29 protein-coding genes are annotated in these 26,799 nt (G+C 70.7%); 7 read left to right on the top strand and 22 right to left on the bottom strand.

What is annotated here, in order from left to right; translation table 11 throughout:
* Positions 1-508: 508 nt before the first annotated feature.
* From folP to rlmE, 3 genes are all read right to left on the bottom strand, one after another.
* Positions 509-1,405 (bottom strand): dihydropteroate synthase, encoded by an 897-nt coding sequence (gene folP / locus ACT53Q_RS17955; RefSeq protein WP_476188026.1) that lies wholly within the window; start codon positions 1,403-1,405, stop codon positions 509-511.
* 76 nt (positions 1,406-1,481) lie between these two features.
* On the bottom strand, positions 1,482-3,377 hold the full coding sequence (gene ftsH / locus ACT53Q_RS17950; protein WP_476188025.1) for an ATP-dependent zinc metalloprotease FtsH: 1,896 nt from the start codon (positions 3,375-3,377) through the stop codon (positions 1,482-1,484).
* Positions 3,378-3,426: 49 nt separating this feature from the next.
* The gene (gene rlmE, locus ACT53Q_RS17945) at positions 3,427-4,059 is read right to left on the bottom strand and encodes a 23S rRNA (uridine(2552)-2'-O)-methyltransferase RlmE (protein WP_476188024.1); all 633 of its coding nucleotides are present in this window, start codon (positions 4,057-4,059) and stop codon (positions 3,427-3,429) included.
* Between the two features lie 99 nt (positions 4,060-4,158).
* Between rlmE and yhbY the strand changes: the two genes are divergently transcribed.
* The 4 genes from yhbY to ACT53Q_RS17925 are packed head-to-tail and all read left to right on the top strand — an operon-like array spanning position 4,159 to position 5,862.
* Positions 4,159-4,464 carry a ribosome assembly RNA-binding protein YhbY gene (gene yhbY / locus ACT53Q_RS17940; RefSeq protein ID WP_476188023.1) on the top strand — a complete coding sequence of 102 codons (306 nt, stop codon included), beginning with the start codon at positions 4,159-4,161 and terminating at the stop codon, positions 4,462-4,464.
* Positions 4,465-4,514: 50 nt separating this feature from the next.
* Positions 4,515-4,811 (top strand): hypothetical protein, encoded by a 297-nt coding sequence (locus tag ACT53Q_RS17935; RefSeq protein WP_476188022.1) that lies wholly within the window; start codon positions 4,515-4,517, stop codon positions 4,809-4,811.
* 16 nt (positions 4,812-4,827) lie between these two features.
* The gene (locus ACT53Q_RS17930) at positions 4,828-5,202 is read left to right on the top strand and encodes an Mth938-like domain-containing protein (protein WP_476188021.1); all 375 of its coding nucleotides are present in this window, start codon (positions 4,828-4,830) and stop codon (positions 5,200-5,202) included.
* Positions 5,203-5,205: 3 nt separating this feature from the next.
* Positions 5,206-5,862, top strand: coding sequence for a D-Ala-D-Ala carboxypeptidase family metallohydrolase (locus ACT53Q_RS17925; RefSeq protein WP_476188020.1), 657 nt, complete (start codon positions 5,206-5,208; stop codon positions 5,860-5,862).
* 210 nt (positions 5,863-6,072) lie between these two features.
* On the opposite strand, the gene ACT53Q_RS17920 is transcribed toward ACT53Q_RS17925, so the two are convergent.
* From ACT53Q_RS17920 to surE, 7 genes are all read right to left on the bottom strand, one after another.
* Positions 6,073-8,397, bottom strand: coding sequence for a TonB-dependent receptor (locus ACT53Q_RS17920; protein ID WP_476188019.1), 2,325 nt, complete (start codon positions 8,395-8,397; stop codon positions 6,073-6,075).
* Between the two features lie 135 nt (positions 8,398-8,532).
* Positions 8,533-8,970: a DUF2946 family protein gene (locus ACT53Q_RS17915; RefSeq protein ID WP_476188018.1), complete on the bottom strand. Its 438-nt coding sequence runs from the start codon at positions 8,968-8,970 to the stop codon at positions 8,533-8,535.
* A 67-nt stretch (positions 8,971-9,037) separates the two neighbouring features.
* Entirely contained in the window at positions 9,038-9,892 is an 855-nt protein-coding gene (locus ACT53Q_RS17910; RefSeq protein ID WP_476188017.1) for an alpha/beta hydrolase, read from the bottom strand.
* 163 nt (positions 9,893-10,055) lie between these two features.
* Positions 10,056-10,904, bottom strand: a complete 849-nt coding sequence (locus ACT53Q_RS17905; RefSeq protein WP_476188016.1) for a peptidoglycan DD-metalloendopeptidase family protein — start codon at positions 10,902-10,904, stop codon at positions 10,056-10,058.
* Positions 10,901-11,512 carry a YqaA family protein gene (locus ACT53Q_RS17900; RefSeq protein ID WP_476188015.1) on the bottom strand — a complete coding sequence of 204 codons (612 nt, stop codon included), beginning with the start codon at positions 11,510-11,512 and terminating at the stop codon, positions 10,901-10,903. Before ACT53Q_RS17900 ends, ACT53Q_RS17905 begins: the two co-directional genes overlap by 4 nt.
* Entirely contained in the window at positions 11,509-12,246 is a 738-nt protein-coding gene (locus ACT53Q_RS17895) for a protein-L-isoaspartate(D-aspartate) O-methyltransferase (protein ID WP_476188014.1), read from the bottom strand. Before ACT53Q_RS17895 ends, ACT53Q_RS17900 begins: the two co-directional genes overlap by 4 nt.
* Positions 12,243-13,040, bottom strand: coding sequence for a 5'/3'-nucleotidase SurE (surE, locus tag ACT53Q_RS17890; RefSeq protein ID WP_476188013.1), 798 nt, complete (start codon positions 13,038-13,040; stop codon positions 12,243-12,245). Before surE ends, ACT53Q_RS17895 begins: the two co-directional genes overlap by 4 nt.
* Before the next feature lie 106 nt (positions 13,041-13,146).
* Between surE and ACT53Q_RS17885 the strand changes: the two genes are divergently transcribed.
* The 3 genes from ACT53Q_RS17885 to ACT53Q_RS17875 all read left to right on the top strand — a co-directional run bounded on the left by ACT53Q_RS17885 (position 13,147) and on the right by ACT53Q_RS17875 (position 17,938).
* The gene (locus ACT53Q_RS17885) at positions 13,147-13,710 is read left to right on the top strand and encodes a Smr/MutS family protein (protein WP_476188012.1); all 564 of its coding nucleotides are present in this window, start codon (positions 13,147-13,149) and stop codon (positions 13,708-13,710) included.
* Between the two features lie 62 nt (positions 13,711-13,772).
* Positions 13,773-15,644 carry an ATP-binding protein gene (locus ACT53Q_RS17880; protein ID WP_476188011.1) on the top strand — a complete coding sequence of 624 codons (1,872 nt, stop codon included), beginning with the start codon at positions 13,773-13,775 and terminating at the stop codon, positions 15,642-15,644.
* Positions 15,641-17,938 (top strand): tetratricopeptide repeat protein, encoded by a 2,298-nt coding sequence (locus tag ACT53Q_RS17875; RefSeq protein ID WP_476188010.1) that lies wholly within the window; start codon positions 15,641-15,643, stop codon positions 17,936-17,938. Before ACT53Q_RS17880 ends, ACT53Q_RS17875 begins: the two co-directional genes overlap by 4 nt.
* A gap of 51 nt (positions 17,939-17,989) precedes the next feature.
* On the opposite strand, the gene ACT53Q_RS17870 is transcribed toward ACT53Q_RS17875, so the two are convergent.
* The 12 genes from ACT53Q_RS17870 to ACT53Q_RS17815 all read right to left on the bottom strand — a co-directional run bounded on the left by ACT53Q_RS17870 (position 17,990) and on the right by ACT53Q_RS17815 (position 26,789).
* Positions 17,990-18,235, bottom strand: a complete 246-nt coding sequence (locus ACT53Q_RS17870) for a hypothetical protein (RefSeq protein ID WP_476188009.1) — start codon at positions 18,233-18,235, stop codon at positions 17,990-17,992.
* 134 nt (positions 18,236-18,369) lie between these two features.
* Positions 18,370-19,431: a tRNA pseudouridine(13) synthase TruD gene (gene truD / locus ACT53Q_RS17865; protein ID WP_476188008.1), complete on the bottom strand. Its 1,062-nt coding sequence runs from the start codon at positions 19,429-19,431 to the stop codon at positions 18,370-18,372.
* Positions 19,428-19,904 (bottom strand): 2-C-methyl-D-erythritol 2,4-cyclodiphosphate synthase, encoded by a 477-nt coding sequence (gene ispF / locus ACT53Q_RS17860; RefSeq protein ID WP_476188007.1) that lies wholly within the window; start codon positions 19,902-19,904, stop codon positions 19,428-19,430. The genes truD and ispF overlap by 4 nt, the downstream gene beginning before the upstream one ends.
* Before the next feature lie 4 nt (positions 19,905-19,908).
* Entirely contained in the window at positions 19,909-20,412 is a 504-nt protein-coding gene (locus ACT53Q_RS17855) for a hypothetical protein (RefSeq protein WP_476188006.1), read from the bottom strand.
* Positions 20,412-21,140 (bottom strand): 2-C-methyl-D-erythritol 4-phosphate cytidylyltransferase, encoded by a 729-nt coding sequence (ispD, locus tag ACT53Q_RS17850; protein WP_476188005.1) that lies wholly within the window; start codon positions 21,138-21,140, stop codon positions 20,412-20,414. Before ispD ends, ACT53Q_RS17855 begins: the two co-directional genes overlap by 1 nt.
* The gene (ftsB, locus tag ACT53Q_RS17845) at positions 21,137-21,478 is read right to left on the bottom strand and encodes a cell division protein FtsB (protein ID WP_476188004.1); all 342 of its coding nucleotides are present in this window, start codon (positions 21,476-21,478) and stop codon (positions 21,137-21,139) included. The genes ispD and ftsB overlap by 4 nt, the downstream gene beginning before the upstream one ends.
* 10 nt (positions 21,479-21,488) lie before the next feature.
* Positions 21,489-22,778: a phosphopyruvate hydratase gene (eno, locus tag ACT53Q_RS17840; RefSeq protein ID WP_476188003.1), complete on the bottom strand. Its 1,290-nt coding sequence runs from the start codon at positions 22,776-22,778 to the stop codon at positions 21,489-21,491.
* Positions 22,775-23,470, bottom strand: coding sequence for a hypothetical protein (locus ACT53Q_RS17835; protein ID WP_476188002.1), 696 nt, complete (start codon positions 23,468-23,470; stop codon positions 22,775-22,777). Before ACT53Q_RS17835 ends, eno begins: the two co-directional genes overlap by 4 nt.
* Positions 23,463-24,296 carry a 3-deoxy-8-phosphooctulonate synthase gene (kdsA, locus tag ACT53Q_RS17830; RefSeq protein WP_476188001.1) on the bottom strand — a complete coding sequence of 278 codons (834 nt, stop codon included), beginning with the start codon at positions 24,294-24,296 and terminating at the stop codon, positions 23,463-23,465. The genes ACT53Q_RS17835 and kdsA overlap by 8 nt, the downstream gene beginning before the upstream one ends.
* Complete coding sequence (locus tag ACT53Q_RS17825; protein ID WP_476188000.1) at positions 24,293-24,625, bottom strand: hypothetical protein; 333 nt, start codon at positions 24,623-24,625, stop codon at positions 24,293-24,295. The genes kdsA and ACT53Q_RS17825 overlap by 4 nt, the downstream gene beginning before the upstream one ends.
* A 28-nt stretch (positions 24,626-24,653) precedes the next feature.
* Positions 24,654-26,357 carry a CTP synthase gene (locus tag ACT53Q_RS17820; protein WP_476187999.1) on the bottom strand — a complete coding sequence of 568 codons (1,704 nt, stop codon included), beginning with the start codon at positions 26,355-26,357 and terminating at the stop codon, positions 24,654-24,656.
* A 156-nt stretch (positions 26,358-26,513) separates the two neighbouring features.
* Positions 26,514-26,789 carry a hypothetical protein gene (locus tag ACT53Q_RS17815; protein ID WP_476187998.1) on the bottom strand — a complete coding sequence of 92 codons (276 nt, stop codon included), beginning with the start codon at positions 26,787-26,789 and terminating at the stop codon, positions 26,514-26,516.
* Positions 26,790-26,799 lie beyond the last annotated feature (10 nt).

Raw genomic sequence — 26,799 nt, 5'->3', positions numbered from 1 at the left:
CTTTTTCCGCCACGTCGATGCGAAAAAACACGCGGCGAAAATTTCGCCGCATCGCTGCAGGCCGCGCCACGACAGGCTCGCAGCCGGTTGTGCACAGGGTTCTTCCAAGGGTTGTCCACAGGCGGTGTGCATAACCGAAACCGTTCTCGCTCGTTGCGACGACGGCGCATCGGTGGCGCGGTATCCGGCTCCGGCATCGACACCGCGGCGATGATGTTCCACGCCACCGCACCACGTCCGCATGCGTCATCCACAGCCGCTGTGGACAACCCGTGCACGAAGTTGTGGACGGACCGCTGCAGCCCAGTCACCGCGCGGGCTGCACGCGATTGATGCTTTTTCCGCCACGCCGATGCGAAGCATCGCGTGGCGAAAATTTCGCCGCATCGCTGCAGGCCGCACCACGACAGGCTCGCAGGCGGTTGTGCACAGGGTTCTTCCAAGGGTTGTCCACAGCCCGTGTGCATAACCGGCATGCACTCATCGGCATGCGCTCACGGGCGCGGACTCATTCGTCGGGCCAGCGGATCGCCGGCGCCGCCGCTTTGGGCTTCGGCATCGGCACCGCGGCGACCGCGTTCCACACCTTCAGCGCGTCGACGGTGGCCGCGACGTCATGCACGCGCACCAGCATCGCGCCGCGCTGCACGGCGATGAGATGCGCGGCGACGGAGCCGTGCACGCGCTCGGCCGGCACGTCGCGGCCGGTCAGCTCGCCGATGGTGCGCTTGCGCGACAGACCCGCCAGCACCGGCACGCCGAGGTCGGCGAAGCGATCGAAGCGCGCCAGCAGCGCGAGGTTGTGCGCCGAGGTCTTGCCGAAGCCGAAGCCGGGGTCGACGACGATGCGCTTCTTGTCGATGCCGGCCATCTCCGCCGAGAAGATGCGCTCGGCGAGGAAGCGATGGACGTCGGCGACCACGTCGTCGTAGTCCGGCGCGTCCTGCATCGCGCGCGGCTCGCCCTGCATGTGCATCAGCACGACCGGCACGCGCAGCGACGCCGCGGCGTCCAGCGCGCCCTCGCGGCGCAGCGCGTACACGTCGTTGATCATGCCGGCACCGGCGGCGACCGCGGCGCGCATCACCTCCGGCTTCGAGGTGTCGATGCTGATCGGCAGCAGCGTCGCCTGCGCCAGCCGCTCGATCACCGGGATGACCCGCGCCAGTTCCTCGTCGACCGGCACCTCGGCCGCACCCGGGCGCGTGGACTCGCCGCCGATGTCGAGCACGTCGGCGCCCTCCTCGGCCAGCCGCAGCGCGTGCGCGACCGCGGCGTCGACGCTGGCGTGCGCGCCGCCGTCGGAAAAGGAATCGGGGGTGACGTTGACGATGCCCATGACCCGCGGGCGATCGAGAACGAGGAGTCTGCCGGCGCAGTCCAGCCGGGGGGCGATGTCGAACATGGGCAGCGGACACGAAAAAGGCCAGAGCGGACTCTGGCCTTTCGCGGGAACACTGGCAAGCGGGAGACGGGCGCGATCAGGTCGTCGCGGCGGGACCGCCGATCGCCGGGGCCTGCGGCCGCGGCAGGCTGTCGTCCTTGTCCTTGTCGCTCTTGCCGTTGCCCACCGGCGGGCGCGGCGGACGGCCTTCCATGATGTCCTTCACCTGGTCGGCATCGATGGTTTCCCATTCCAGCAGCGCGGCGGCCATCACTTCGACCCGGTCGCGCTTCTGTTCGAGGATGCTGCGCGCGACGCCGTACTGCTCGTCGAGGATGCGGCGGATCTCGGCGTCGACCTTCTGCTGCGTGGCCTCGGAGATGGTCTTGTTCTGGATGCCGTAACCGGACTCGGCGTCGGCGTAGACCATCGTGCCCAGCGCGTCGGACATGCCGTAGCGGGTGACCATGCCGCGCGCCAACTTGGTCGCGCGCTCGAAGTCGTTGGAGGCACCGGTCGACATCTCGCCCATGAAGATCTCCTCGGCAATGCGGCCGCCGAACAGGATCGCGATCTCCTCCAGCATCTTGTCGCGGTAGCCGCTGATGCGGTCGTGCTCGGGCAACTGCCAAGTCAGGCCCAGCGCCCAGCCGCGCGGCATGATCGTGACCTTGTGCACCGGGTCGGCCTTCGGCAGCGACATCGCCACCACCGCATGGCCAGACTCGTGGTACGCGGTGTTGCGGCGTTCCTCGTCGCGCATGACCATGCTGCGGCGCTCGGGACCCATGAAAATCTTGTCCTTCGCGTCCTCGAAGTCCGCCATGTCCACTTCGCGCTTGTTGCGGCGCGCGGCGAACAGTGCGGCCTCGTTCACGAGGTTGGCGAGATCGGCGCCGGAGAAGCCCGGGGTGCCGCGCGCCAGCAGGTCGGGGCGCACGTTGTCGCTCAGCGGGACCTTGCGCATGTGCACGCGCAGGATCTGCTCGCGGCCCTTGATGTCGGGCAGGCCGACCATGACCTGGCGGTCGAAGCGGCCCGGACGCAGCAGCGCCTTGTCAAGCACGTCGGGGCGGTTGGTCGCGGCGATCACGATCACGCCCTCGCCGCCCTCGAAGCCGTCCATCTCGACCAGCATCTGGTTGAGGGTCTGCTCGCGCTCGTCGTGGCCGCCGCCCATGCCGGAGCCGCGATGGCGGCCGACGGCGTCGATCTCGTCGATGAAGATGATGCACGGCGCGTGCTTCTTCGCCTGCTCGAACATGTCGCGCACGCGGCTGGCGCCGACGCCGACGAACATCTCGACGAAGTCCGAGCCGGAGATGCTGAAGAACGGCACGCGGGCCTCGCCGGCGATGGCGCGGGCGAGCAGGGTCTTGCCGGTGCCCGGCGGGCCGACCATCAGCACGCCGCGCGGGATCTTGCCGCCGAGCTTCTGGAACTTGCCGGGGTCGCGCAGGAACTCGACCAGCTCGGCGACTTCCTCCTTGGCCTCGTCGCAACCGGCGACGTCGGCGAAGGTGGCCTTGGTCTGGTCCTCGTTGAGCAGCTTGGCGCGCGAGCGGCCGAAGGACATCGCGCCCTTGGTGCCGCCCTGCTGCATCTGGCGCAGGAAGTAGAAGAACAGGCCCACCAGCAACGCGATCGGCAGCAGGTTCAGCAGCAGGCCGAGGAAGATGTTGCGACCCGACGACGGCGGGTTCTGCACGATCTGGACCTTGTGCTTGATCAGATCGTTGACCATGTCCCGGTCACCCGGGCTGTAGGTGTAGAACTTGGAGCCGTCCTTGCGTTCGCCGCGGATAGTCATCCCGTCTTCCTGGATTTCCACCTTGGTGACGCGGTCGCTGCGGACCTGATCGACGAACTGGTCGTAGGTCAGGGGCTTGTCGGCCACGCCGAGCCCGGCGCCGTTGCCGAACAGGTTGAACACCGCCATCAGCACGATGGCGACGATCACCCACAACATCAGATTCCTGCCCAAGTTGTTCATCCCGTCGCTCGTCCCGCAGGACTTTTCAGAAGAATCGTTTCGAAGGGCCTCAGCGGGGCGCCCCGGGGCGTCGGCCCTGTGCCAGGGCGTACACCTCGGTCGAGCGCCGGCGCGAAGCCGCCGGTTTGCGGATCACGACACGGTCGTAGCGGGCACGCAAGTCCCGGACGTACGCATCGAACCCCACCCCCTGGAACAGCTTGATCAGGAAGGTGCCGCCGGGCCGGAGGTGGCGGTCGGCGAAGTCCATCGCCAGTTCCGCCAGATGCATGGCCCGCGGCAGGTCCACCGCATCCACCCCGCTCATATTGGGCGCCATGTCGGAGAGCACAAGGTCCACGGGCTGCCCGTTCAGCAAGTCTTCCAGGCTGGCCAGGACCGCGTCCTCGCGGAAGTCGCCATGGATGAATTCGACCCCCGCCAGCGAGGGCATCTCCAGGATGTCCAGCGCCACCACCCGGCCGCTGTCGCCCAGGGCCTGGCGGACCCACTGCGACCAGCCGCCCGGGGCCGCGCCGAGGTCGACCACCACCATGCCCGGCTTGAGCAGGCGGTCGCGTTCGACCAGCTCCTCCAGCTTGTAGGCCGCCCGCGAGCGCATGCCCTCCGCCTGCGCCTTCTTGACGTAGGGATCGGAGAAATGCTCCCTGAGCCAGCGGTGGCTGCTCTTGCTGCGGGTCATGCGGGGCGCTCGGAAGGGGGACGGACGGGGCGCCGGTCCGGCGGGGCCGGCCTGCGGGCCATGATACCCTGCCCGCCGTTCCCATCTTCCCCTTCGCGCATGCCCAGTCCGTTGACCAACGCCCAGATCCGCTTCCTCCGTGGCCAGGCCCACGGCCTGAAGGCCATCCTCCAGCTGGGGGCCAAGGGACTGACGGACGCGGTGGTGGCCGAGGTCGAGCTGGCGCTGGAGCACCACGAGCTGATCAAGGTGAAGGTCGCCGCCGAGGACCGCGACGCCCGGGACGCGATGATCGCCGAGCTGGCCGGACGCGCCGCCGCGACTCTGGTCCAGCGCATCGGCAACGTCGCCGTGCTGTACCGCCAGAGCAAGGACCACCGGCAGATCGTGCTGCCCCGGGCGTGAGTGCCCGGCGGCCCGCATTCGCGACGGGCTGCCTCTGTCTCGCACTCTGCGTGCTGGCCACGGCGTGCGACGCACCGCAGACGCCCGCGCAACGGGCGCTGGAATCGCTGAAGGTCGGCGATGACTACCCCGAATCGCGGTCCCGCCTCCTCGCCGCCGGCTGGCAACCGGTGCCGGCCCGATGCTCGGAGCAGTTCATCTGCTTCGCGGAATGGCCGGAAATGGTGACCCGGCTGGCGGACAGGGAGACTTGCGGCGTCTGGATCGCCGGTGGCGACAAGGTCATGCTGTGCCTGCGCCCGGTCCCCGATGGCGCCATGCTCGAGTCCATCGAACCCTTCGAATGACCCGCCGGATCGCCCCATGCTCCTCCACCTCGAACAACCCGACCACGCCTACGTCCTGCGCGGTGCCGACGGCACCTCGGCGCTGGTCAACGACCGCCGCCTGACCGCGAGCTTCGTGCTCTCGCCCGACACGCTGGTCGAAGGCTGGCCGGTGCGCGATGCCGCGGCGCTGACGCCCGCCGACCTCGAACCGCTGCTCGCACTGGCGCCGGAAGTCGTGCTGCTGGGCAGCGGCGGCCGCCAGGCGTTCCCGCCGCCGGCGACGCTGGCCGCCTGCCTGTCGCGCGGCATCGGCCTGGAAACGATGACGAATGCCGCCGCCGCGCGCACCTTCAACGTGCTGGCGGGCGAAGGCCGGCGCGTGGTCGCCGGATTCGTGCTGGCGGGCTGAGCGATGCGCCGCCCGCGCGCCGCGGTGGCCCCGAAGCAGATCGCGACGGCGTCGACCGCTGCCGCCTCGATCGCCACCACGCTGGTGCTCGCAGCCCTGCTGGTCGCCCTCGCCGGCTGCGCGCTGCTGCCGCTGTCGCCGACCAAGCGCTACGCGCGCTGGCTCGACGCCGGCCATCGCACCGAAGCGGCGCAGTACGCCGCGCGGCTGCAGGCCGAAGGCGTCGATGGCGTGGTGCCCGCGCTGGCGCTCGCGCGCACGGCGCGCAAGTGGCGGGCCTGCAACCGCGATGAATTCGGCGTGCCGCCCGACACCTTGCAGGCGAACATGCCGCCGACGCTGCGGCTGGTCGCGCAACTGCGCGATCTCGGCATCCTCGACACCTCGCTCGCGCGTTCGGCATACCGCGATCCCGAGCTCAACGCCTGTGCCGGCGGCAGCGCCGGCAGCAAGCATTTGCAGAACCAGGCGATCGACTTCGACCTGCCGAAGCGGCCGGACAACGTCGAGAAACTCTGTGCGTTCTGGCGCGAACACGGCGAGGCCGCGAACATGGGACTCGGCTTCTACACACCCACCGCGATCCACATCGACACCGCCGGTTACCGCACCTGGGGCCAGGACTTCCATCGCGGCACGTCGCTGTGCCTCGCACGCTGACCGCACGAGCAGGGGACGCAGCCGGAGGGCCCACGTCCCCCGCTCGCACGGGGCGTACCGGAACGGAATTCCACGTCGACCGCCTCGGGGATCGAACACCCCGCGACGGACGCTTTTCATGCTTCTCACGCTGACCGCACGAGCGGAGGACGCAGCCGGAGGGTCCGCGTCCCCCGCCCGCACGGGGCGTACCGGAGCCGGAGTCCTGAATCAGAACTTCACGTTGATCGCCGCGTGGAACGAACGTCCCGCGCCGGGCACGGCCGTGCCCCACTGCGGATAGTTCGGCACCGGCGGATTCATCGACATCGTCGTGCCCTGGCCAAGATACGCACCGCCCGTCGGCAGCGCGTAGAAGCGGTCGAATACGTTGTCCACGCCCACGTCCAGCCGCACGCGCTCCCACGCATGGCCCACGCGCAGGTTGACCAGACCGTAGCCGGCGGTTTCGATCTCGTTGCGCACGCGCGAGACATCGTCCTTGCGGTCGACGCCCACCACTTCCAGCGCGTTGTCCCAGCCACCGATGCGCTGGGTGAGCGCGAGCTTCGCGTTCAGCGGCATGCGGTGGTAGAGGCCGTCGCCGGTGCGGGTGTTCTCACCGTCGGACCACGCCAGTGTGCCTTCCAGGCCGAACGTGCCGAAGCCGGTCTCGGCCAGCCGCACCTTGCCGGAGACGTCCACGCCGTACAGCCGCGCATTCTGGTTCGCGTACTTCAGCACGGTGAAGGCGTTGCGCACCGGCACCGCACGCGGCGCGTTGGTGGCGGCATCCCACTGCACGGCGTCGATGTAATCGGCGATCTGCGTGCGATACGGCGTGATTTGCAGTTCCCAGCGGCGATCCGGCGCATGCAGGTCGAAGGTCGTCGACACCGTCACCGCGCGTTCCGGGCGCAGCGCGAGGTTGCCGATGTAGCCGTTGCCGTCGCCGACGAAGTTGTTCATCACCGCCGCCATCGACCACGTCGACCACGGATAGACCTCGTACAGGCCCGGCGCACGGACCTTACGCGCGATGCCGAAGGCGATGTCGGCGCGCTCGCTCGCGGCGAAGCGGAAGATCGCGCTGGCATCCCAGTGGCCGTCGCGGCGCGAGCGGTCGGCGGCGTTGAACAGGCCGGCGTCGCGCATCTGGTACGAGCCCATCATGTTGCTGGTCGGGGCGTAGCCTTCGGCCAGGCCGGCGTCCATCCGCACCTGCTCGTAGCGGGCGCCGAGTTCGGCGGTCCAGCGCGCGTCGAAGTGATGCTCCCACTCGACGTAGGCCGCGGTGCGATCGCGCTCGCCGTCGCGGATGTTCCAGAACGTGCCCGGCGCCATCATGCCGCCGGACGGCGGCCACCAATCGTCGAGCCGGTACGCGCGATGCTCGAGGCCCGCGCGCAGGCGATCGTCGCCATGCAGCGCGATGTCGGCATCGAGCGACAGCGCGGTGGTGTCGCTCTCGGTGTCCATCGGCATGCCGATGGCGCAGGTCGCGCCGATCGGCGCGCAAGGCACGCCGGCACCGTCGGGCGGGTTGCTGCCGCCGGACGCGGACCCGTACCAGTAGCGCTTGTCCGCGCCGAAATCCATCTCGTGGTCGAGCGTCTCGCGGTAGACGCGTGCTTCCAGCCGGCCCCAGTCGAACTGGCCGAGGTAGCGCAGGTTGGCGCTGCGCTGCTGGTTGTCGGTGAGGTCCATGCGCTGGTTGGGGAAGCCCTGCATCGGGATCTGCTGCCAGCCGAACTTCGCCTCGATCAGGTGATCGCCCCAGGCGTAGGCGAGGTCGAGCGCCTGGTTGTGCGACACGAACGCGCTGGAACCGACCACGTCGCGGCCCAGCGTGTGCCCGGCGCGACCGGTGAAGGTGTAGGTCTTGAAGTCGTCGCCGGCGCGGTAATCGTCGGCACGCGCGGTCGACCCGGTGTAGCGCGCGCTGAAGTGCTCGGTCGCGAGCGCCGCGGCCACGTGGGCACCGTGCGCGTCGCCGTTGCTGCGGTAGTAGGCGCCGAATTCGCCGGAGAACACCGTGCCCTCGCCCGCCGCGGCGAACGTCGGCGGCCTGCGCTCGACGACGATGCTGCCGCCGATCGAATCGCCGCCCTGCGACACCGGGGTGATGCCCGGATAGACGACGATGCTGGCGACATCGCCCGGCGGCACGTACGACAGCGCCGGATTCATGTGGTTGGGGCAGGACGCGGTGATGTCGGCGCCGTCGACGCGGATGCGCAGGCGGTCGTCGGCGAGGCCGCGGATCGACGGCAGGCCGGACACGCCGCCGGCGGCGTTGACGGTGACGCCCGGCTGGCCGTCGAGCAGCGCGGCGGCATCGCTGGCGGCGGCTGCGCGTGCGCGCAGCGCCTGCGCGTCGACGCGGCGGGCCGGCGCGATGTCGGCGCGATCGCTCTCGACGATCACCTTCGGCAGGGTGACGACGCCGTCGCCGGCATCGGGGAGCACCGGCTCGGCGGAGAAGGCGCAGAACGGCAGCGCGGCGAGGATCGCGGCCGCGAGCGGCGCGACCGGAATGGACACGAAGGAACGCATGGAGAACTCCGGAAAGGGGGACGGCGGCCGTGCGCGCGGAGCGTCACGGCGCATGCGCGCCCGCCGCACGGACGCGCGGAGGCGGCAGGACACGAAAGGAAGGCGAAACGCGGGATCGCCGCGACGCGGGATCGATCAGGCGGCGAAGCGCGCCGGCGGGCCGCGCGGGCCCTGGCCGATCGGGTGGCGATCACCCGTGCGCCGCGAATCCCGCGGCGGAAAGACCACTGCCATCGGCGGCAACGGCGCCAGCACCGGCGACACGAGGGCCGGAAGCCCGGTCGTCGCCAGCAGCGGACAGTAGGCGCAGTCGTCGCCGGCCGCGGGTGCCGGCGAACGCTCGCCCGGAGGATGGGCCGGATCGATGACGAACTGATCGACGGCCACCTGATCGAAGATCGGCGGACGCAGCACCAGCCCCTGCGTGGTGCAGAAGGCCTGCATCGCGGGCGCAGAGGCTTCGGCATCGAGCGCACGATGCAGCCGTCCGGCCGCCGGCAGCAGCGCAAGCAGCAGGCTCGCCGTGAAGGCGAGCGACCACAGCAGCGGGCGCGGGCGACGGAGCGGACTCATCACGGGCGATGATCCGGAATTCCCGGTGACCGCAACCCGATCCGGATCAATTTTCCGCCTTGCCCGCTCATGGCGACGTCGGCGGCGGAAGCGGTTCGGACAGCGCGCGGAACAGGCGCAGCACGGCGGGATGGAACACCGTGCCGTGGGTTTCGTCCGGCAGCGGCAGGTAGCGCCATGCCAGGCCCTTCGGCGCGTCGTCCTGCAGGATCGACGGCAGCCAGACGGTCAGCGAGGCGATCGTCGGCTCGCCGCTGGCGGCGACCAGCAGCCGCCCGCGCAGGTCGGGATGCGCCTTCAGGAACGTGCGCAGGCCCTTCATCGGCGCCTTGTCGTTCCACCACACCGCCGGGTCGATCGCGATCCAGTCGTCGAACAGCGCCGGCTCGGCGACCAGCGTGTCGAGCACGAACAGCCCGGCCAGCGATTCACCGACGAGCGCGCTCTCGCCGGCGACGCGGTAGCGACGCGCGATCTCCGGCTTCAGTTCGTCGCGCAGGAAGGCGCGGAACGGCACCGCACCGCCGACGGCGGGCGCGATCGCGCGGTCCTCGGCGACGTCGGTCGCCGGCGTCATGTCGCGCCGGCGCTGCGTGTTCTCGATGCCGACGAGCAGGAAGGGCCGCATCGTGCCGTTGGCGATCGACACCTGCATCAATCCGGCGACGTGGAGGAAATCCTCGCCGATGCCGCCGTCGAGCAGGTACAGCACCGGCAGCGGCGCGTCGGGCTTCGCGGCGTTGGCCGGCGGGCGCCAGACGTTGATGCGCCGGGTCTCGCCCAGCGCCTTCGATGCGAGCGTGAAGGTGTCGCCGATCGCCAGCGGCTGCGCGACGGACGCGCGTTCCGCCGCGCGCGCGGGCGACCACGCGAGCGCGAGCAGCGCGAAGCCGGCGATGGCGAGCAGGCGGGTGATCGTCATGCGCGTCCCTTCAACGTTTCGGCAGTGCCTGCAGCGGATCCTGCGGCTTGCCGTTGTAGCGGGCGAGCCGGCCCCGCTTGCGAGGCATCGCCTCGCGGGACGGCGAGCGCCTCCGCGCGCCGCGCGGAGGCCGGGGATCCGCCCTTCCGGAATGTTCGAGACTTCATCGCTTCGGCAGCGCCTGCAGCGGGTCCTGCGGCTTGCCGTTGTAGCGGATCTCGAAATGGAGCATGTCGCGCGAGGCGCCGCTGTGGCCCATCTCGGCGATCTGTTCGCCGGCCTTCACGCGCTGGCCTTCGTTGACCAGCCGTGCACGGTTGTGGCCGTAGGCCGACAGCCACTGGTCGTCGTGCTTGATGATGATCAGCTCGCCGTAGCCGACGAGGCCGGCGCCGGAATACACCACCACGCCGTCGGCCGCAGCGCGCACCGGCGCGCCCACACGACCGCCGATGTCGATGCCCTGCCGGGTGGGATCGCCGGCGGCGAAGGTGCCGACCAGCGCACCGTCGGCCGGCCAGCGCCAGGCGAACGTCGACATCGCCACCGGCGGCGGCGCGGGCGGCTTCGGGGTCGACGGCGTCGGGGCGGGCGGTTTGGGCGACGTCGAAGTCGACGGCGGCGGCGATGGCGGACGACCGTTGGCCGGCGACGTCGGCGTGGCGGGCGGCGGTCGCGTCGATGCCACCGGCGGCGGCGCGCGATCGGGCGGCGGCGTCAGCCGCAGGCGCTGCCCGGGATGGATGGTGTACGGCGGCGGGATGCGGTTCCACATCGCCAGGTCCAGCGGGCTGATGCCATGGCGGGTGGCGATGCGGTAGACGGTTTCGCCGGCGCGGACGACGGTCGTCGAACCCGGCCTGGGTGCCGCGGGCCGCACGACGCGCGGCTCGTGCCGCGACGGCGTGCGCACCACCGTGCTGTGGCCGCAGGCCGCCAGCACCGCGAAGGCGAGCAGCGCGGCGAGGCAACGGGACGACGATCGCAACGGCAGGGACGGGCGCGGGTTCATGCGGCCCATCCACGGTAAGCGAAATACCCGACCACGCCCAACAGCAGGACCGAGATCGCCCAGCCCACCGGTTCGATCCAGCGATGCAGCGCGCGTTCGGCGCGTTCGCCGCCGATGCGGATCGCCAGCGCCACCGGATACACGCGATGGCCGCGGCCCACCACCATGCTGGTGAGGAACGGCAGCCACGGGATGCCGACGATGCCCGACGCCCAGGTCACGATCTTCAGCGGCAGCGCGAAGCCGACCAGCGCCAGCAGCCAGAACGCCTTCCACGGCGATTCGGCGGCTATCCCGCGCAGCTTCAGCACGCCCTGGTCGATGGTCTCGGCCCAGCCGATGGCATCGAACAGCGGCCGCACGATCTCGTAAGCGTAATGGCCCAGCAGGTAGCCGAGCACCGCGCCCACCAGCGAGCCGATCAGGCTCAGCGTGGCGAACCGCATCGCGTGCTGCGGCTGCGCCAGCGACATCGGCGCCAGCATCACTTCCGGCGGCACCGGGAAGATGATCGCCTCGACGAAGCTCAGGCCGACGAGGAACGACGGCGCGCGCGGATGGCGGGACCAGCCGATGGCGCGTCGGTAGAGCGGACCGAAGAGCTTCACGCGTCCACCGTCCCCGAGAGCAGCGGCACGAAGACCACCGACGCCAGGTCGGTGCGCGAGACGCTGCCGTCGGCGTTGCGGCGCAGCTTCACCAGCGACTGCGCGCCCGCGCCGCCGACCGGCGCGACCAGCACGCCGCCGGGCGCGAGTTGTTCGATGAGCGCGTCGACCAGCGCCGGCGCGGCGGCGGTGACGAGGATCGCGTCGTAGGGCGCGTGCTCCGGCCAGCCGATGCGGCCGTCGTCGTGCTTGCTGCGCAGTTCCAGCCCAAGGCTGCGGAAGCGCTTGCGCGCGGTGCGCAGCAGGTCGCCGATGCGTTCGACCGTGAACACCTCCAGCCCCAATGCGCCCAGCACCGCGGCCTGGTAGCCGGAGCCGGTGCCGACTTCCAGCACCCGCTTCGGCGGGAACGCGGCGCGCGGCGCGGCGGCGTCTGCAACGGCATCGGCGTCGGCCGACGGATCGGCCTCGAACAGCGCCTCGGTCATGCGCGCGACCACCCACGGCTGCGAGATCGTCTGGCCGTGGCCGATCGGCAGCGCGTTGTCCTCGTAGGCGCGCCCGGCCAGGGCTTCGTCCACGAACAGGTGGCGCGGCACGGTGCGGATCGCGTTGAGCACGCGTTCGTCGCGGATGTTCTGCTCACGCAGGCGCTCGATCAGGCGATCGCGCACCCGCTGCGAGGTCATGCCCACACCCACCGCCTCCGGCTGCAACCGGATCCGCGCCATCATGCGGCGCCCTCCCCGGTGCCCGCGTCGCGCAGGCCTGCGGCGAGGCCGCCGACCCAGCTCGCGACCTGCTCCAGCGCCTGGTAGCGCGTGAGGTCGACGTGGATCGGGGTGATCGAGATGTGGCCGCTGCGCACCGCGTGGAAATCGGTGCCGGGGCCGGCGTCCTGCTCGGGACCGGCGGCGCCGATCCACCACCAGGTGCGGCCGCGTGGGTCTTCCTGCGCGGTGCAGGGCTCGGCGCGATGGCGGTTGCCCAGGCGCGTGACCTCGAAGCCGCGGATCTCCGCCCAGGGCAGGTCGGGCACGTTGACGTTCAGGATGGTGTCCGCCGGCAGCGGGTCGGCGCGCAGGCGGGCGACGATCTCCACCGCGGCGCGCGCGGCGGTCGCGTAGTGCGCGCCCTTGTGGTCGGCGGTGACCAGCGACAGCGCGACGGCGGGGAGGCCGAGGAAACGCCCTTCCATCGCCGCGGCGACGGTGCCCGAATAGATGACGTCGTCGCCGAGGTTCGCGGTGTTGTTGATGCCGGAGACGACGATGTCCGGCTCGCGCTCCAGCATGCCGGTGATCGCCACGTGCACGCAGTCGGTGGGCGTGCCGTGCACCCGCCAGGTGGTCTCGTCCTGGCGGATCACGCGGATCGGCATGTCGAGGGTGAGCGAATTGCTGGCGCCGGAGCGGTCGCGGTCGGGCGCGACCACCAGCACCTCGTGCCCCGCGGCGCGCAGGCCCTCGGCGAGGGCGCGGATGCCGGGGGCGTCGACGCCGTCGTCGTTGCTGACCAGGATGCGCATGGGGAGTGTCGTCGCCTTCGGGAATCGAGCCTCGACATGATACCGGATGCGTCGCGCGGGCTCCGGCATGCGTCGCCGACGCCATCGCCTGCTACCCTCCCCGCCGATGACCCCGCGCAAGCCCCCGCCCGCCCCGCCGCCGGACGACGACGAAGACGACGCCGCGCTGTTCCGCGCCGCGATCGGGCCCGTGCGCGAGCTGCCCGCGCCGCCGGCCGTGCCGGAAAAGCCCAAGCCGCGGCCTGCGGCGCGGATGCGCGAACGCGACGAGGACGCGGCCCGCGACGAGTTCCGGCTGGCGCTGGACGAAATGCCGCTGCTGGCCGGCGATCCGCTCCGCTACCGCCGCGACGAGGTGCCGCCGCGGGTGCTGCAGCGGCTGTCGCGCGGCCAGTACTCGGCGCAGGACGAGATCGACTTGCATCTGGCCGATCTCGCCACCGCCGAGATGCTGCTGCGCCGCTTCCTGCGCGAGGCCGTCGACGCCGGGCTGGGCTGCGTGCGCGTGATCCACGGCAAGGGCCTGAATTCGCCCGACGGCGTGCCGCTGCTGAAGAACCTCGTCGACCGCCTGCTGCGCCAGCGCGCCGACGTGCTGGCGTTCCACTCCGCGCCGCCGGCGCAGGGCGGCACCGGCGCGGTGCTGGTGCTGCTGGCCTCGCGGCGCTGACGCCGCGCGGGTCGCCTGTCCCGATCGCCTAGAATGCGCCGGACTTCCCTCACGCCTCACCGATGAACAACGAAGAGACGGGACCGGCCGCACCGGTGGCCGGGGTCCGCCGCGCCGGCGTCGACCTCGGCGGGCTGATGTCGGTCCTCAGCCGGCACCTCTACTCCACGCCGATGGTCGCGCTGCGCGAACTGGTGCAGAACGCGCACGATTCGATCGTGCGGCGGCGCATCGAGCAGCCGGACTGGACCGGGCCGTCGCGCATCGACATCGTCGGCGACCGCGCCACCAACACGCTGCGCATCATCGACACCGGCGCCGGCCTGACCGAATCCGAGATCCACGCCTACCTCGCCACCGTCGGCGTCGGCTACACCCGCCGGCTGCGCGAATCGGGACAGGACGACGGCGGCCTGATCGGCATGTTCGGCCTCGGCTTCCTGTCGGCGTTCGTGCTGGCGAAGCAGGTGTCGGTGCGCACGACGTCGTACCAGACACCCGACCTCGGCCACGTCTACAGCTCGATCAACGCCGAGCAGTATTCGGTCGAGGCGATGCCGCCGCGCGAGGTCGGCACCGAGGTCGTGCTGAAGCTGCACGACGAGCATGCGGCGCTGGCGACGGCGCAGCGGCTGCGCGAGATCCTCGAACACTACTGCGCACTGCTGGCCGAACCGATCCACATCGCCGGCGGCGACGCGATCAATCCCGAGCCGCCACCGTGGCGGCAGGCCGACACTGCCGCGCTGCACCCGATCCAGGCGCGCCGCCGCGACCTCGCCTTCGCCGCACGCTTCGAGCACAGCTTCGAGCCAATCTGCACGCTGCCGCTGCGCGCGAGCGACGACAGCGACGCCGTCGGCCTGCTCTGGGTGCAGGACGGCAGCACCTACGGCAGCAGCGACAACCGCAACCTGTCGGTGTTCCTGCGCGGCATGCTGCTGGACGACGACGCCCGCGACCTGCTGCCGTCGTGGGCGGGCTTCGTCGGCGGCGTGATCGAATCGCGGCGGATGACGCCGACCGCCAGCCGCGAGGACCTGCAGCGCGACGCGCACTACCGCACGACGAAGCACGCGATCACCGAGTCGCTGATCGAAGGCCTGGCGACGGTCGCGCGCGAGCAACCGGAGGCGTGGCGGCGCATCCTTGCCCGCCACAACGAGGCGCTGCTCGGGGCCGCGCTGTGCGACGACCGCCTGTTCACGATGCTGATGGACGCGGTGCGCATCCCGACCACGCAGGGCGACCTGCCGGTGCGCGACCTGACATCGAAGGGCGCCGTGCACGTGATCCTGGAAGACCGGCAGGGCTTCGAGGCGATGCTGTTCCGCGCGATGGGCGTGCCGGTCGCGCGCGGCAACCGCTACGCCGTGGTGCCGTTCCTGCGCCGCTGGGCCAGCGCCCGCGGCCTGCGGCTGGTGGAACTGGGCACCGAGCAGGGCAACCGCCAGTTGTTCCGCCTCGCCGACCTGCCCGCGGACGAGATCGCGTGGCTGGAGCGCCACCTCGGCAACGGCGAGAAGCTGGTGCCGGCGCATTTCCAGCCGGCCGAGCTGCCGCTGATCGTGGTCGCCGACCGCGACACCGAACTGAAGAAGCGGCTGGAAGAAGACGCCGAGGACCGCAAGGTCTCGCTCTCCGCGCTGCGCCTCGCGCGCAAGTTCACCGCCGGCATCGACGGCAGCCACGACCACAAGCTCTACGTGAACCTCGACAACCCCGCGGTCGCGCGGCTGCTGCGCGCCGTGCGCGCGGGCGACGCGAATGCCGCGGTCGCCGCGCGCCTGCTGAAAGCGTTCAAGAACCTGCTCGACGGTCAGGGCGCGCATGCGCCGACCGCGCTGCAGGGCGCGCTCGGCGATCTCGCGGCGTCGGTCGAGCGACTGATCGATCCCACCCTTCCCCATTCGGACAAGACCCCCACCCCATGAACATCTGGCAATGGATGGAACGCCTGCAACAGGAACTGGCCGACGCCGGGCAGGCGCACAGCGCCGACCTGATCGAACGCCTCAGCAGCGAGATCTGCGATCTGGAAGCCGAACGCGCGGAAGCGCTGCTGCCGGAACTCAAGGCGCTGTGCAAGACGCTGGACAACCCGTGGCTGGAGGTCTTCATCCGCCACTGGGAGATGCGCAACCGACTGGGCAACAACGGCGAAGGCGAGACCGCGCTGCCCGAGGCCGTGGCACTGTTCGAGTTCGCGCATCGCGACGACACCATCGCCTGTCCGCAGTCGATCTGCGTGACCCAGGATCTCTCCGCCTGCTACGCCAACATCGACGGCCCGGGCTGGGTCGAGGAACGCATCGCGGTCTGCGACGAGACGCTGGCGCGCATCGATCCGAGCTGGGCCTGCTTCCAGTGCCTGTCGAACGAGAAGGCCGAGGCGCTGCTCGACGCCGGCCGCAACGAGGAGGCGCTGGCCTACCTGCAGGCGCAGCAGGAGACGCTGCTCGCGCACGGCCAGGTGGTGAACGACGGCATCCGCGAGATCCACCACCGCGTGCTGCTGGCGATGGGCCGGCATGCCGAAGCGCTGGAACGCATCGAAGCGCTGGAAGCCGAGGTCGACGGGCCCGAGTGGCGCAACATCAGCCTGCCGCGCGCACTGCAGAAGGCCGAAGCGCTGGCCGCGCTCGGTCGCGACGACGAGGCCTGGGACGCCCTGCCCGGCTTCCACGACACCAACGCCGGCAACCGCTGGCGCTGGCTGCGCGCGATCCTGCCGCTGCTGCATCGCCAGCCGGAACGCAATACCTGGGCGCTGGGTCGCGAACTGGAGAAGGCGCTGCGGCATTTCGCGTCGACCGGCGCGCATCGCACCGTCGTCGACATGGCGATCGCCTGCGCCGACCTCGCGCTGGCACGCGACGCGCGCTGGTCGGCCGAACGCCACCTGCGGCTGGCGCAGCAGCATCGCGATGCGTTGCGCCACCCGGCGTCGGCCGACGCCGTACTGGCCGCGCTGCAGGCGCGGATCGACGCGCATCCCCGTCTCGACCCGATGCCCGTGCCCGCCGAAGACCTGTCGGCGTGGCTGCAGCAGCGACCGGACGACGACCGCAACCCGGAGAAGGAAATCGAGTGGTTGCTCGCGGCCGTCGCCGAACGCCCGGACGATGCCGGCCTGTGCACGCATGCCGCGTCCGCGCTGCAGGCCTGCGGCGCCGACCGCGACGCCATCGACCTGCTGTGGCGACACGTCGAACGCCGCGCGGGCGCCGAGGACGCCGGCAACGTCGCGTCGACGCTGCTGTCCGCGCTGCTGGCCGCCGGCGACCACGCGGGCGTCGATCGGCTGACACGCCTCTGCGAAACGCATGATCCGCGCATGGCCTGCTGGTGCCGCGCGCGGCTCGCCCAGCAGTTGCAGGACTGGCCGGCGGTCGAACGCCACTGCCTCGACCTGCTCACGCTGTCGCCCGACGCGCAGGGCGCGCGTCGCCTGCTGGCGCACGCATTGATGACGCAGCAACGCTTCGCCGACGCCGCGATCCGGCATCGCGAACTGTGCGAGGCCGATCCCGACGACCGCTCCGCGCGCTGGGACTACCTCGCCGCCGCCACCGCCGCGGAGGACTGGGCGAGCGTGCGCGCCGTCGCCACCGACCTCGGCATGACGCTCGAAGCCGGCGAGGGCGTGATCGATGAAGACTGGGGCTGGGTGATCGTCCGCCACGAGGAAGACGGCAAGACCCTCGACTACTACGCCCGGCGCAGCGGCCCGGTGCACGCCGTCGTGCTGGAGAACGCGCCGCCGGCGAACCGCCAACGCGTGGGCGACCGCGTCGTGTTCGACGCCGCCGCGCTGTATCCGGCGCCGGAGGACGAAGAGGAACGCCACCATTTCGTGCCGACGTTCCGCGCGATCCACACGCTGTCCGAAGGCGGCTACGGCCGCAGTTGGGTGGTCGACGGCCCGGCGCCGGACGATGACGCGTTCGCGGCCTTCCGCGAAGCGCTGCACGCGCGCGACTGGCGCGTGTGGATCCACAGCGGCGACGCCTACCGGCTGGAAGACGCCGCGCAGGACGGCGCGCCGCTGCCCGGCGTGGTGTTCACGGTGTCGGCGCCGGCGACCGTCGCGGCCGCAGAGATCGACCGCGTGCTGACCGAGGCGACGGCCAGCTGGCCGCATCGCCTCGCCTGGCTGGCATTGGCGGAGGCGAGCGACGCCGACCCGCAGCCGCACCGGGACGCGATCGAACGCTACGGGCTGTGAACGATCACCGCGAACGCGCCGCCGGCGAAGGCGGCGCGGTCGCGTCGGACGTCACTGGTCGACGTGCCGCTTCACCGGCTTGTTGACCCAGCGCACGGTGATGCCGCGGATGCGCGCCATGTTCTCGACGTACGCCACGTAGGCGGTGTCTTCCTCGATGCGCGGCTGGTAGGTGGTGCCGGGCGCGACCGCTTTCGGCGGCGGTGGCTGGTAGGCGCTGTGCTCCATCGTCTTGCAGCCGGCGAGGGCAAGGCCGGCGAGCGCGACGAGCAGCAGGGACGACGTTCTGGCGTTCATGCGGAAACCTCCGGGAGGCATCGCGGGCGGCGCCCTGCGACGACCGCAGGGGGCTCCCGGCCGTTATACGCCTCCCGCGCCGCGGCGGCTTTGCCGGGTTTGCCGTCTGTCGGTGAGCCGGCGAAGCCCCGCGTTCAGAAACCCGGCACCGTCCCGTCGAGCTCGCCCAGTTCCGCCAGCACCGTGGTGGCATAGGCGCCTGGCGGCAGGCCGAAGGCCAGTCGCAGCACGCCCGCTTCGGGCCAGTCCCACGCCAGCGCATCCGGACGCAGCCGCAGTGCGCGGCGTTCCTGTTCGAGGCCGGCGCGTTCCAGTCCGTCACGCAGCGCGAGGGCGTCGTCGTCGGCCAGCGCGGCCTCTTCCAGCGCCCGCGCCTCGCCCTGCGTGCGCAGCGTGCCGCGGCCCCACAGCGGGCCGGAGGGATGGATGTCGAAGCGCGCCAACCGCTCGGCCAGCGCCTCGCTCCACGGCTCGGGCCCGAACACGCTGCGGCTGCCGTCCAGCGCCCAGACCTCGCCGTCGAGGCCGCGATCCCAGTTGCCGTCGGCGACGCGGCGCGCCAGCACGCGGTTGAACAGCTCCGAGCGCGCCGCCGACAGCAGGTGCGTGCGCTCCTCGCGCGCCACGCGCCGGCCGCCGAACATCGCCCGCGCCTTCGCCACGTTGTCGCCGCCGCGGCCGAAGCGCTGCTCGCCGAACGCATTCGGCACGCCGCGTTCGGCCATCGCGCGCAACCGCGCGTCGATCGCCTCGACGTCGCCGACCACGTCGCGCAGCGTCAGCTCGAAACGATTGCCGGCCAGCGCGCCGCGCGGCAGCTTGCGGCTGTGCCAGCACGCGTCGAGCACGATCAGGCGCTCGCCGCGCTCGGCGGAATCCGGATCGACGCCCAGCGTCGCAATGTCCGGCGCGACCTTCTTCGGCAGCCACACGCTGAAACGCTGGCGGGTGAGCGCGTGCCGATCCTTCAGGCCGGCATAGCCGATCGCGGACTCGGCCACGCCCGCCCACTGCGCGATGCGCTTCGCCGCGAACGCGGTGTTCATGCCGCGCTTCTCGATCGTCAGCAGCAGGTGCTCGCCCGCGCCGGACGCCTCGAAGGCATGCAGTTCCTCGACGACGAAATCCTCCGGCGTCGCACGCAGGCGGGCACGCAGCGCGGGCGCGCCGTGCGCGCGTACCGGCGTCGCGCTCACGTGCGCACGAGCAGGCAGACCGCCTGCGCCGCGATGCCTTCGCCGCGGCCGGTGAAGCCGAGGCGTTCGCTGGTCGTCGCCTTCACGCTGACGTCGGCGATGTCGATGCCGAGGTCCAGCGCGATCGTGCGCCGCATCGCCTCGGCGTGCGGGCCGACCTTCGGCCGCTCGCAGATCACGGTGACGTCGGCGTTGCCGACCTTCCAGCCGAGGTCGCGGATCAGATGGTCGCAATGGCGCAGGAACACGCGGCTGTCGGCGTCCTTCCAGCGCGCGTCGCTCGGCGGGAAATGCCGGCCGATATCGCCCAGCGCCAGCGCGCCAAGCATCGCGTCGCACAGCGCGTGCAGCAGCACGTCACCGTCGCTGTGGGCGACGATGCCGCGCTCGTGCGGCACGCGCACGCCGCCCAGCGTCACGTGGTCGCCGTCGCCGAAGGCGTGGACGTCGAAGCCCTGGCCGATGCGGATCATCGGCTCACTTGTCCTTGAGCGCGCGCTCGATGCGCGCGGGGTCGGCGTACTTGGCGATGTCGCCGCTGGCGGCGCGCACGCTCGGATCCTCCAGCATCGAGGACATCGCGGTCTCGCCCAGCTTCTCGAAGCTCTCGCCGATCGCCTCGGTACCGGCCTTGCGCGAGACCTCGCGGAACTGGTCGATGCAGCGTTCCAGCAACAGCGATTCGACCAGCGCGGTGGCCCGGCGGGTGATGCGCTCGTACTGCGCGTCGTCGATGCGGGTGAGCGGCTTCACGTCGGGATGCCGCGACAGCACGCCGAAGATCCACTCGACCAGCACGCGCCGGTCGTCGGCGTCGACGGACGTCACGAGACAGTCGCTCAGCGCCTGCTTGGCGCGGATCGCATCGGCGGCGACGTCCTCCGGGCTGCGGCCCTTCGATTTGGAAGGCTCGGCGGCGGCGACACCGGCCGCGAGGGACAGGCAGGCGCCGAGCGCGAGTGCACACACACGTGTCTTCATCAGGATTCCTCCATGCGGCGCCGACGCGCCAGTTCGAATTCGAACCGCGCCAGGTCGGCCGGCGTGGTGATCTTGAAATTGTCTTCGCGGCCCTCGACCAGCAGCGGGCGCAGGCCCTGCCGTTCCATCGCCATCGCCTCGTCGGTGATCGCGACGCCGGCCTCGGCCGCAGCGCGCAGCGCGCGCGACAGCTGCATGCGCCGGAACAACTGCGGCGTGAACGCACGCCACAGCCGCTCGCGCGGTTCGGTACCGTCGATGCCGCCGTCGTCGCCCGCGCGCTTGAGCGTGTCGCGCACCGGCGCGGCAAGGATCGCGCCGACCGGATCGGCGCGGCCGACGTCGAGCAACCGGTCGAGGTCGGCATGCGCGAGGTTCGGCCGCGCGGCATCGTGCACCAGCACGAACTCGTCGGCGCGCACCGTGTCGGGCAAGGCGTCAAGGCCGGCGAGCACTGAATCGGCACGTTCGGCGCCGCCGATGCAGGTCAGCACCGGCTTGTCGGCATGCGCCATCGCGCCCTCGGTCCAGTAGCCGTCGTCCGCGGCGAGCACCACCATCGCGCCGGCCACCGACGGATGCGCCAGCAGCACGCCGAGCGTGTGCGCGATCACCGCGTGGCCGGCGACCTCGCAGTACTGCTTCGGGCGCTCGGCGCCGAAGCGCGTGCCGCGACCAGCGGCCGGCACCACGACCCACACGCCGCCGCGGACCGCATCCGCCGTCACGGCGTCTGGTCCACGGCCGGCGGCGGCGCCTCGGCGGGCGGTGGCGGCGACTCGATCACGCGGTAGAACGTCTCGCCGGGCTTGATCATGCCCAGTTCGCTGCGCGCGCGTTCCTCGACCGCCGCCTCGCCCGACTTGAGGTTGTCGACCTCCGCGGACAGCTGGCCGTTGCGCTGGCCGAGGCCGCGGTTCTCCTCGGCCTGGCGATCGACCTTGGCCTGCAGTTCGGTGGTGGCGATGGCGCCGCCCTCGCCGAACCACAGCCGGTACTGCAGCCACGCCAGCAGCGCGAGCAGCAGGAGGGCCAGCAGCCGCAGGGGGCGATCGACATCGGTCATCGGGCGCGCATCAGCCCCGCTTCAGCGACACGAACGCGTCGCGGCCGGCGTACTTCGCGGCGGCGCCGAGCTGCTGTTCGATGCGCAGCAGCTGGTTGTACTTGGCGACGCGATCGCTGCGGCACAGCGAGCCGGTCTTGATCTGGGTCGCGGTGGTGGCGACGGCGATGTCGGCGATGGTCGTGTCCTCGGTCTCGCCCGAGCGGTGCGAGACGATCGCCGCATACTTCGCCGCGTCGGCCATCGCGATGGCTTCCAGCGTCTCGGTCAGCGTGCCGATCTGGTTGACCTTGATCAGGATCGCGTTCGCCACGCGCTGGTCGATGCCGTCGCGGAAGATCTTCGGGTTGGTGACGAACAGGTCGTCGCCGACCAGCTGCACCTTGTCCGACAGGCGCTCGGTCAGCAGCTTCCAGCCGGCCCAGTCGTCCTCGGCCATGCCGTCCTCGATGGTGACGATCGGGTACTCGCGGCACCAGTCGGCGAGGAAGTCGGTGAACTGCTCGCTCGTCAGGCGCTTGCCTTCGCCGGTGAGGTTGTACTTGCCGTTCTCGAAGAACTCGCTGGACGCGACGTCGAGACCGAGCAGCACGTCCTCGCCCGCCTTGTAGCCGGCCTTGCCGATGGCTTCGAGGATGGTGTCCAGCGCTTCGGCGTTGCTGCGCAGGTCGGGCGCGAAACCGCCCTCGTCGCCCACCGCCGTGCTCAGGCCCTTGGCCTTCAGCACCGACTTCAGCGCATGGAAGATCTCGGTGCCGCTGCGCAATGCCTCGGAGAACGAGGAGAAACCAACCGGCAGCACCATGAATTCCTGCAGGTCGACGTTGTTGTCGGCGTGCGCGCCGCCGTTGATGATGTTCATCATCGGCACCGGCAGCACGGCCTCGCGACCGTTGGCGAGGTACTGCCACAGCGCCTGCTTGCGCGACGCGGCGACCGCGTGCGCGGCGGCGAGCGAGACGCCCAGCAGCGCGTTCGCGCCGAGGCGACCCTTGTTCTCGGTGCCGTCGAGATCGATCAGGCGGCGGTCGAGGCCGGCCTGGTCGGCGGCGTCGAAGCCGGCCAGCGCCTGCGCGATCGGGCCGTTGACGTGGCCGACGGCCTTCTGCACACCCTTGCCGAGGTAACGGGTCTTGTCGCCGTCGCGCAGTTCGACGGCTTCCTTGGTGCCGGTGGACGCGCCCGAGGGCACCGCGGCGCGACCGACGCTGCCGTCGGCGAGCGCCACTTCGGCTTCGAGCGTCGGATTGCCGCGGCTGTCGAGGATTTCGCGAGCGTGGATCTTCGTGATCGTGGTCATGGCGCTTTCTTGAGGATGGAAACGAAACGGTGGGAGGGCGTGCACTCGCCATCCGTCGCGAGGGACAGATAGTCGAGCGTCCTGGAGGTCTGGACCGCCACGGCGCGTTTGGCCTGGTAGGCGGAGTTCGAGGTCAGGACCATCAACGCGGCGCGCGCGCGGCCCAGGTCGGTCGGCTTGCCGGGCAGCGTGGCGAGGAGTCTGTCATAGGCCTCGCGATCGATGGTCGTCGCGTCGGCGATCAATTGCTCCAGTCGCCCGGCCTGGACGACCCGGGGCACCGCGCGTTCCGGCAGCGAGACCTTGTGCTTGTCGTGGTAGGCCGCGAGGCACTTGACCAGAGGCTTCGCCTCGTACGCCAGTTCGGCGTTGCGGATGACGAAATTGACCGTCGCCATGCCGCCGGCATCGCGGACTTCCTGCGAATCGGGGCCGAGGTCGAGGGCGGTGTAGGCCTGCTGCAACTCCTCGGCGAAGGCCAGCCCTTCCTCGCTCCGCATCGCGTCGATCACCTTCGCCCGGTAGGCGCGCTCCTCGGGCGCGGGGCCCGATGACGCGGCGGGCGCGGCGGGCGCGACCTCGCTGCGGCCACAGGCCGCGAGCAGCCACGCACACGCGACGAAGCCCGCGAGGACGCGCAGCGACGCGGCCGTCCGACGCAAACCGGGCATGGCGTGGCGCGGATCAGGCATCGGTTTCGAGGAACCCGTTGCGCTTGGTCACTTCGTCCAGCGCCTTCAGCGTTTCCAGCAGCGCCTGCATCTTGCCAAGCGGCCACGCGTTCGGGCCGTCGCTGAGCGCCTTGCTCGGATCGGGATGGGTTTCCATGAACACGCCGGCCACGCCCACGGCGACGGCGGCGCGCGCCAGCACCGGCACGAATTCGCGCTGGCCGCCGCTGCTGCTGCCCTGCCCGCCCGGCAACTGCACCGAATGCGTGGCGTCGAACACCACCGGGCAGCCGGTGTCGCGCATCACCGCGAGGCTGCGCATGTCGCTGACGAGATTGTTGTAGCCGAAGCTGGCGCCGCGCTCGCAGACCATGATGTCGGTGTTGCCGGTCGACTTCGCCTTCTCGACCACGGGCTTCATGTCCCACGGCGAGAGGAACTGGCCTTTCTTGATGTTCACCGGCTTGCCGGCGCTGCACACCTTCCTGATGAAGTCGGTCTGGCGGACGAGGAACGCAGGCGTCTGCAGCACATCGACCACGCTCGCCACTTCGTCCATCGGCGTGTATTCGTGCACGTCGGTCAGCACCGGCACGCCGATCTGGCGCTTCACTTCGGCGAGCACGCGCAGCCCTTCCTCCATGCCCGGGCCGCGGAAGCTGGTGCCGGACGTGCGGTTGGCCTTGTCGAAGCTCGACTTGAAGATGAAGGGGATGCCGAGCGCCGTCGTGATCTCCTTCAGCCGACCGGCGGTGTCGAGCTGCAACTGCTCGGATTCGATCACGCAGGGACCGGCGATGAGGAAGAACGGCCGGTCGAGACCGACCTCGAAACCGCAGAGTTTCATGATGCGACGACTCCCCGCTGGAGCATGATGAGAGACAGCACGGCGGCGCCGGCGAGGCTGGCGATGCCGATCCAGAAATAGCGGCGGACCCAACGCGCCGGGCTGTCCTTGACGAACAGGTAGCCCCAACCGATCGGCGGCAGCAGGAACGCCGCGATCGCCAGCACGACCGCGCGCCACTCCGGCCCGCGCTCGCGCGCGGCGCCGATCGCGGCGATGGTGCCGATGGCGTAGGCGAAAAACAGCAGCGCGACCGCCACCGACAACAGGCCGACGAAGCCCAGCGCCAGCAGCGACGACAGGGCGTCCGGATGCGTGTCCGGCGTCATGCGCACGTTCCCGGTGCGGCGGCGCGGATCACCCGTTCGCTTCCTTCAGCAGCTTGCCACCGGCCTGGCCGGCGTTCGCCTTGCGCTCGCGCGCGGCGCGGATGAAGCCGATGAACAGCGGATGGCCGTGACGCGGCGTCGACAGGAATTCCGGGTGCGCCTGGCAGGCCAGGAACCACGGATGCATCGCCTGCGGCAACTCGATCATCTCCACCAGCAGGTCGTCCATCGACTTCGCGGCGATCACCAGGCCCGCGTCTTCGAGCTGCGTGCGGTAGCGGTTGTTGAACTCGTAGCGATGGCGGTGGCGCTCGCCGACCACGTCCTTGCCGTACAGCCGGTGCGCCAGCGTGCCCGGCTTGACGCGCTGCTCCTGCAAGCCAAGCCGCATCGTGCCGCCGAGGTCGCTCTTCTCGCTGCGACGCTCGATCTCGCCGGAGGACGTCCGCCACTCGGTGATCAGGCCGATCACCGGATGCGGGCTCTGGCGATCGTTCTCGGTGCTGTTCGCACCTTCGAGGCCCAGCACATGGCGGGCGTAGTCGACGACCGCCGCCTGCATGCCGTAGCAGATGCCGAAATACGGCACGCGCTGCTCGCGCGCGAACTGCGCGGTCAGCACCTTGCCTTCGAAACCTCGATCGCCGAAGCCGCCGGGCACGAGGATGCCGTCGAGGCCGGCCAGCACCGCCTCGGCGCCGTCGCGCTCGATGTCCTCGGATTCCAGCCACTTCAGCGTCACCCGCGTGCGCTGGCGCAGGCCGCCGTGCTTCAGCGCCTCGGCCACCGACTTGTAGGCGTCGTGGTGGTCGACGTACTTGCCGACGACCGCGATGGTCACCTCGTCGATCGGATGCTCGGCGGCGTCGACCACCGCCATCCACTCGGACAGGTCGGCGGTCTTCGCGGCCTTGTCCTGCAGGTGCAGGCGCTCGACCACGATCTGGTCCAGCTCCTGCTGGTGCAGCCACATCGGGATCTTGTAGATGTTGTCGAGATCGACCGCTGAGATCACCGCCTTCTCGGGCACGTTGGTGAACAGCGCGATCTTGCGGCGCTCGCCGTCGGGCAACGGCTGCTCGCTGCGGCACAGCAGCACGTCGGGCTGGATGCCGATCGAACGCAGCTCTTTCACGGAATGCTGGGTCGGCTTCGTCTTCAGCTCGCCCGCCGCGGCGATGTACGGCACCAGCGTGAGATGCATGAACAGCGCCATCTCGGCACCGCGCTCGGTGCGGATCTGGCGGATGGCTTCGAGGAACGGCAGCGACTCGATGTCGCCCACCGTGCCGCCGATCTCGACCAGCGCCACGTCGAAGCCGGCGGTGGCCTCGTCGATGCTGCGCTTGATCGCGTCGGTGATGTGCGGGATCACTTGCACCGTGGCGCCGAGATAATCGCCGCGACGCTCCTTGCGGATCACCGACTCGTAGATCTTGCCGGTGGTGATCGAGTTCTTCCCGGTCAGGCGGGTGTTGACGAAGCGTTCGTAGTGACCGAGGTCGAGGTCGGTCTCCGCGCCGTCGTCGGTGACATACACCTCGCCGTGCTGGAACGGGCTCATGGTGCCCGGATCGACGTTGATGTACGGATCGAGCTTCATCATCGTCACCCGGAGTCCGCGGGCTTCGAGGATGGCGGCAAGAGAGGCTGCGGCGATTCCTTTGCCGAGCGAGGACACCACGCCGCCGGTGACGAAGACGAGGGGAGTCGCGGAGCTGGGGGAGTTCATGGCATCAGCGGGTCGCTGGAAAGCCACAGTCTACAGGCACGCGGCGATCCGGGCGACCCTGGAAATCGCAAATCGTTGATTCTGCATGCAAAAGAAAACGCCCCGGAGGTCCGGGGCGTCGTCGTTGCGGCGCGTGGCGCGCTCGGGGCGCTTCTTTCAAGGCGTCTCTTCTTCCTCGATTTCGCGTTCGGGCTGCTTGCGCTCGGCCTTCGGGTCGCGCTTCGGCTTGCGGGCCGCGGCCTTGCGTTCGGCCTCGGCCTTCGCGGCGGCGGCGTCGCGGGCGGCCTTGTCGGCGTCAGCGGAGGTGTCGTCGCGGTTGGCCTGCGGGTCCGGAGGCGTCGACTGGGCGGTGGCAGCGCCGGCCAACGCCAGCAGCGCGACCGACAGCGCCACCAGGGGCACGGCGATGGCGATACGGCGGGAATGGGTCATGGCGTCTGTT

Source organism: Lysobacter sp. DMC97 (genome assembly GCF_056313745.1).
Note: the sequence above shows the minus strand (reverse complement) of the source record. Positions and strands in the feature narration are given on the sequence as shown.

Bases quoted from the DNA above. Each gene is read 5' to 3' on its own strand.
- folP (WP_476188026.1), bottom strand. From the start codon at position 1,405: ATGTTCGACATCGCCCCCCGGCTGGACTGCGCCGGCAGACTCCTCGTT.
- ftsH (WP_476188025.1), bottom strand. From the start codon at position 3,377: ATGAACAACTTGGGCAGGAATCTGATGTTGTGGGTGATCGTCGCCATC.
- rlmE (WP_476188024.1), bottom strand. From the start codon at position 4,059: ATGACCCGCAGCAAGAGCAGCCACCGCTGGCTCAGGGAGCATTTCTCC.
- yhbY (WP_476188023.1), top strand. From the start codon at position 4,159: ATGCCCAGTCCGTTGACCAACGCCCAGATCCGCTTCCTCCGTGGCCAG.
- ACT53Q_RS17930 (WP_476188021.1), top strand. From the start codon at position 4,828: ATGCTCCTCCACCTCGAACAACCCGACCACGCCTACGTCCTGCGCGGT.
- ACT53Q_RS17925 (WP_476188020.1), top strand. From the start codon at position 5,206: ATGCGCCGCCCGCGCGCCGCGGTGGCCCCGAAGCAGATCGCGACGGCG.
- ACT53Q_RS17920 (WP_476188019.1), bottom strand. From the start codon at position 8,397: ATGCGTTCCTTCGTGTCCATTCCGGTCGCGCCGCTCGCGGCCGCGATC.
- ACT53Q_RS17915 (WP_476188018.1), bottom strand. From the start codon at position 8,970: ATGAGTCCGCTCCGTCGCCCGCGCCCGCTGCTGTGGTCGCTCGCCTTC.
- ACT53Q_RS17910 (WP_476188017.1), bottom strand. From the start codon at position 9,892: ATGACGATCACCCGCCTGCTCGCCATCGCCGGCTTCGCGCTGCTCGCG.
- ACT53Q_RS17905 (WP_476188016.1), bottom strand. From the start codon at position 10,904: ATGAACCCGCGCCCGTCCCTGCCGTTGCGATCGTCGTCCCGTTGCCTC.
- ACT53Q_RS17895 (WP_476188014.1), bottom strand. From the start codon at position 12,246: ATGATGGCGCGGATCCGGTTGCAGCCGGAGGCGGTGGGTGTGGGCATG.
- surE (WP_476188013.1), bottom strand. From the start codon at position 13,040: ATGCGCATCCTGGTCAGCAACGACGACGGCGTCGACGCCCCCGGCATC.
- ACT53Q_RS17885 (WP_476188012.1), top strand. From the start codon at position 13,147: ATGACCCCGCGCAAGCCCCCGCCCGCCCCGCCGCCGGACGACGACGAA.
- ACT53Q_RS17880 (WP_476188011.1), top strand. From the start codon at position 13,773: ATGAACAACGAAGAGACGGGACCGGCCGCACCGGTGGCCGGGGTCCGC.
- ACT53Q_RS17875 (WP_476188010.1), top strand. From the start codon at position 15,641: ATGAACATCTGGCAATGGATGGAACGCCTGCAACAGGAACTGGCCGAC.
- ACT53Q_RS17870 (WP_476188009.1), bottom strand. From the start codon at position 18,235: ATGAACGCCAGAACGTCGTCCCTGCTGCTCGTCGCGCTCGCCGGCCTT.
- ispF (WP_476188007.1), bottom strand. From the start codon at position 19,904: ATGATCCGCATCGGCCAGGGCTTCGACGTCCACGCCTTCGGCGACGGC.
- ACT53Q_RS17855 (WP_476188006.1), bottom strand. From the start codon at position 20,412: ATGAAGACACGTGTGTGTGCACTCGCGCTCGGCGCCTGCCTGTCCCTC.
- ftsB (WP_476188004.1), bottom strand. From the start codon at position 21,478: ATGACCGATGTCGATCGCCCCCTGCGGCTGCTGGCCCTCCTGCTGCTC.
- eno (WP_476188003.1), bottom strand. From the start codon at position 22,778: ATGACCACGATCACGAAGATCCACGCTCGCGAAATCCTCGACAGCCGC.
- ACT53Q_RS17835 (WP_476188002.1), bottom strand. From the start codon at position 23,470: ATGCCTGATCCGCGCCACGCCATGCCCGGTTTGCGTCGGACGGCCGCG.
- kdsA (WP_476188001.1), bottom strand. From the start codon at position 24,296: ATGAAACTCTGCGGTTTCGAGGTCGGTCTCGACCGGCCGTTCTTCCTC.
- ACT53Q_RS17825 (WP_476188000.1), bottom strand. From the start codon at position 24,625: ATGACGCCGGACACGCATCCGGACGCCCTGTCGTCGCTGCTGGCGCTG.
- ACT53Q_RS17820 (WP_476187999.1), bottom strand. From the start codon at position 26,357: ATGAACTCCCCCAGCTCCGCGACTCCCCTCGTCTTCGTCACCGGCGGC.
- ACT53Q_RS17815 (WP_476187998.1), bottom strand. From the start codon at position 26,789: ATGACCCATTCCCGCCGTATCGCCATCGCCGTGCCCCTGGTGGCGCTG.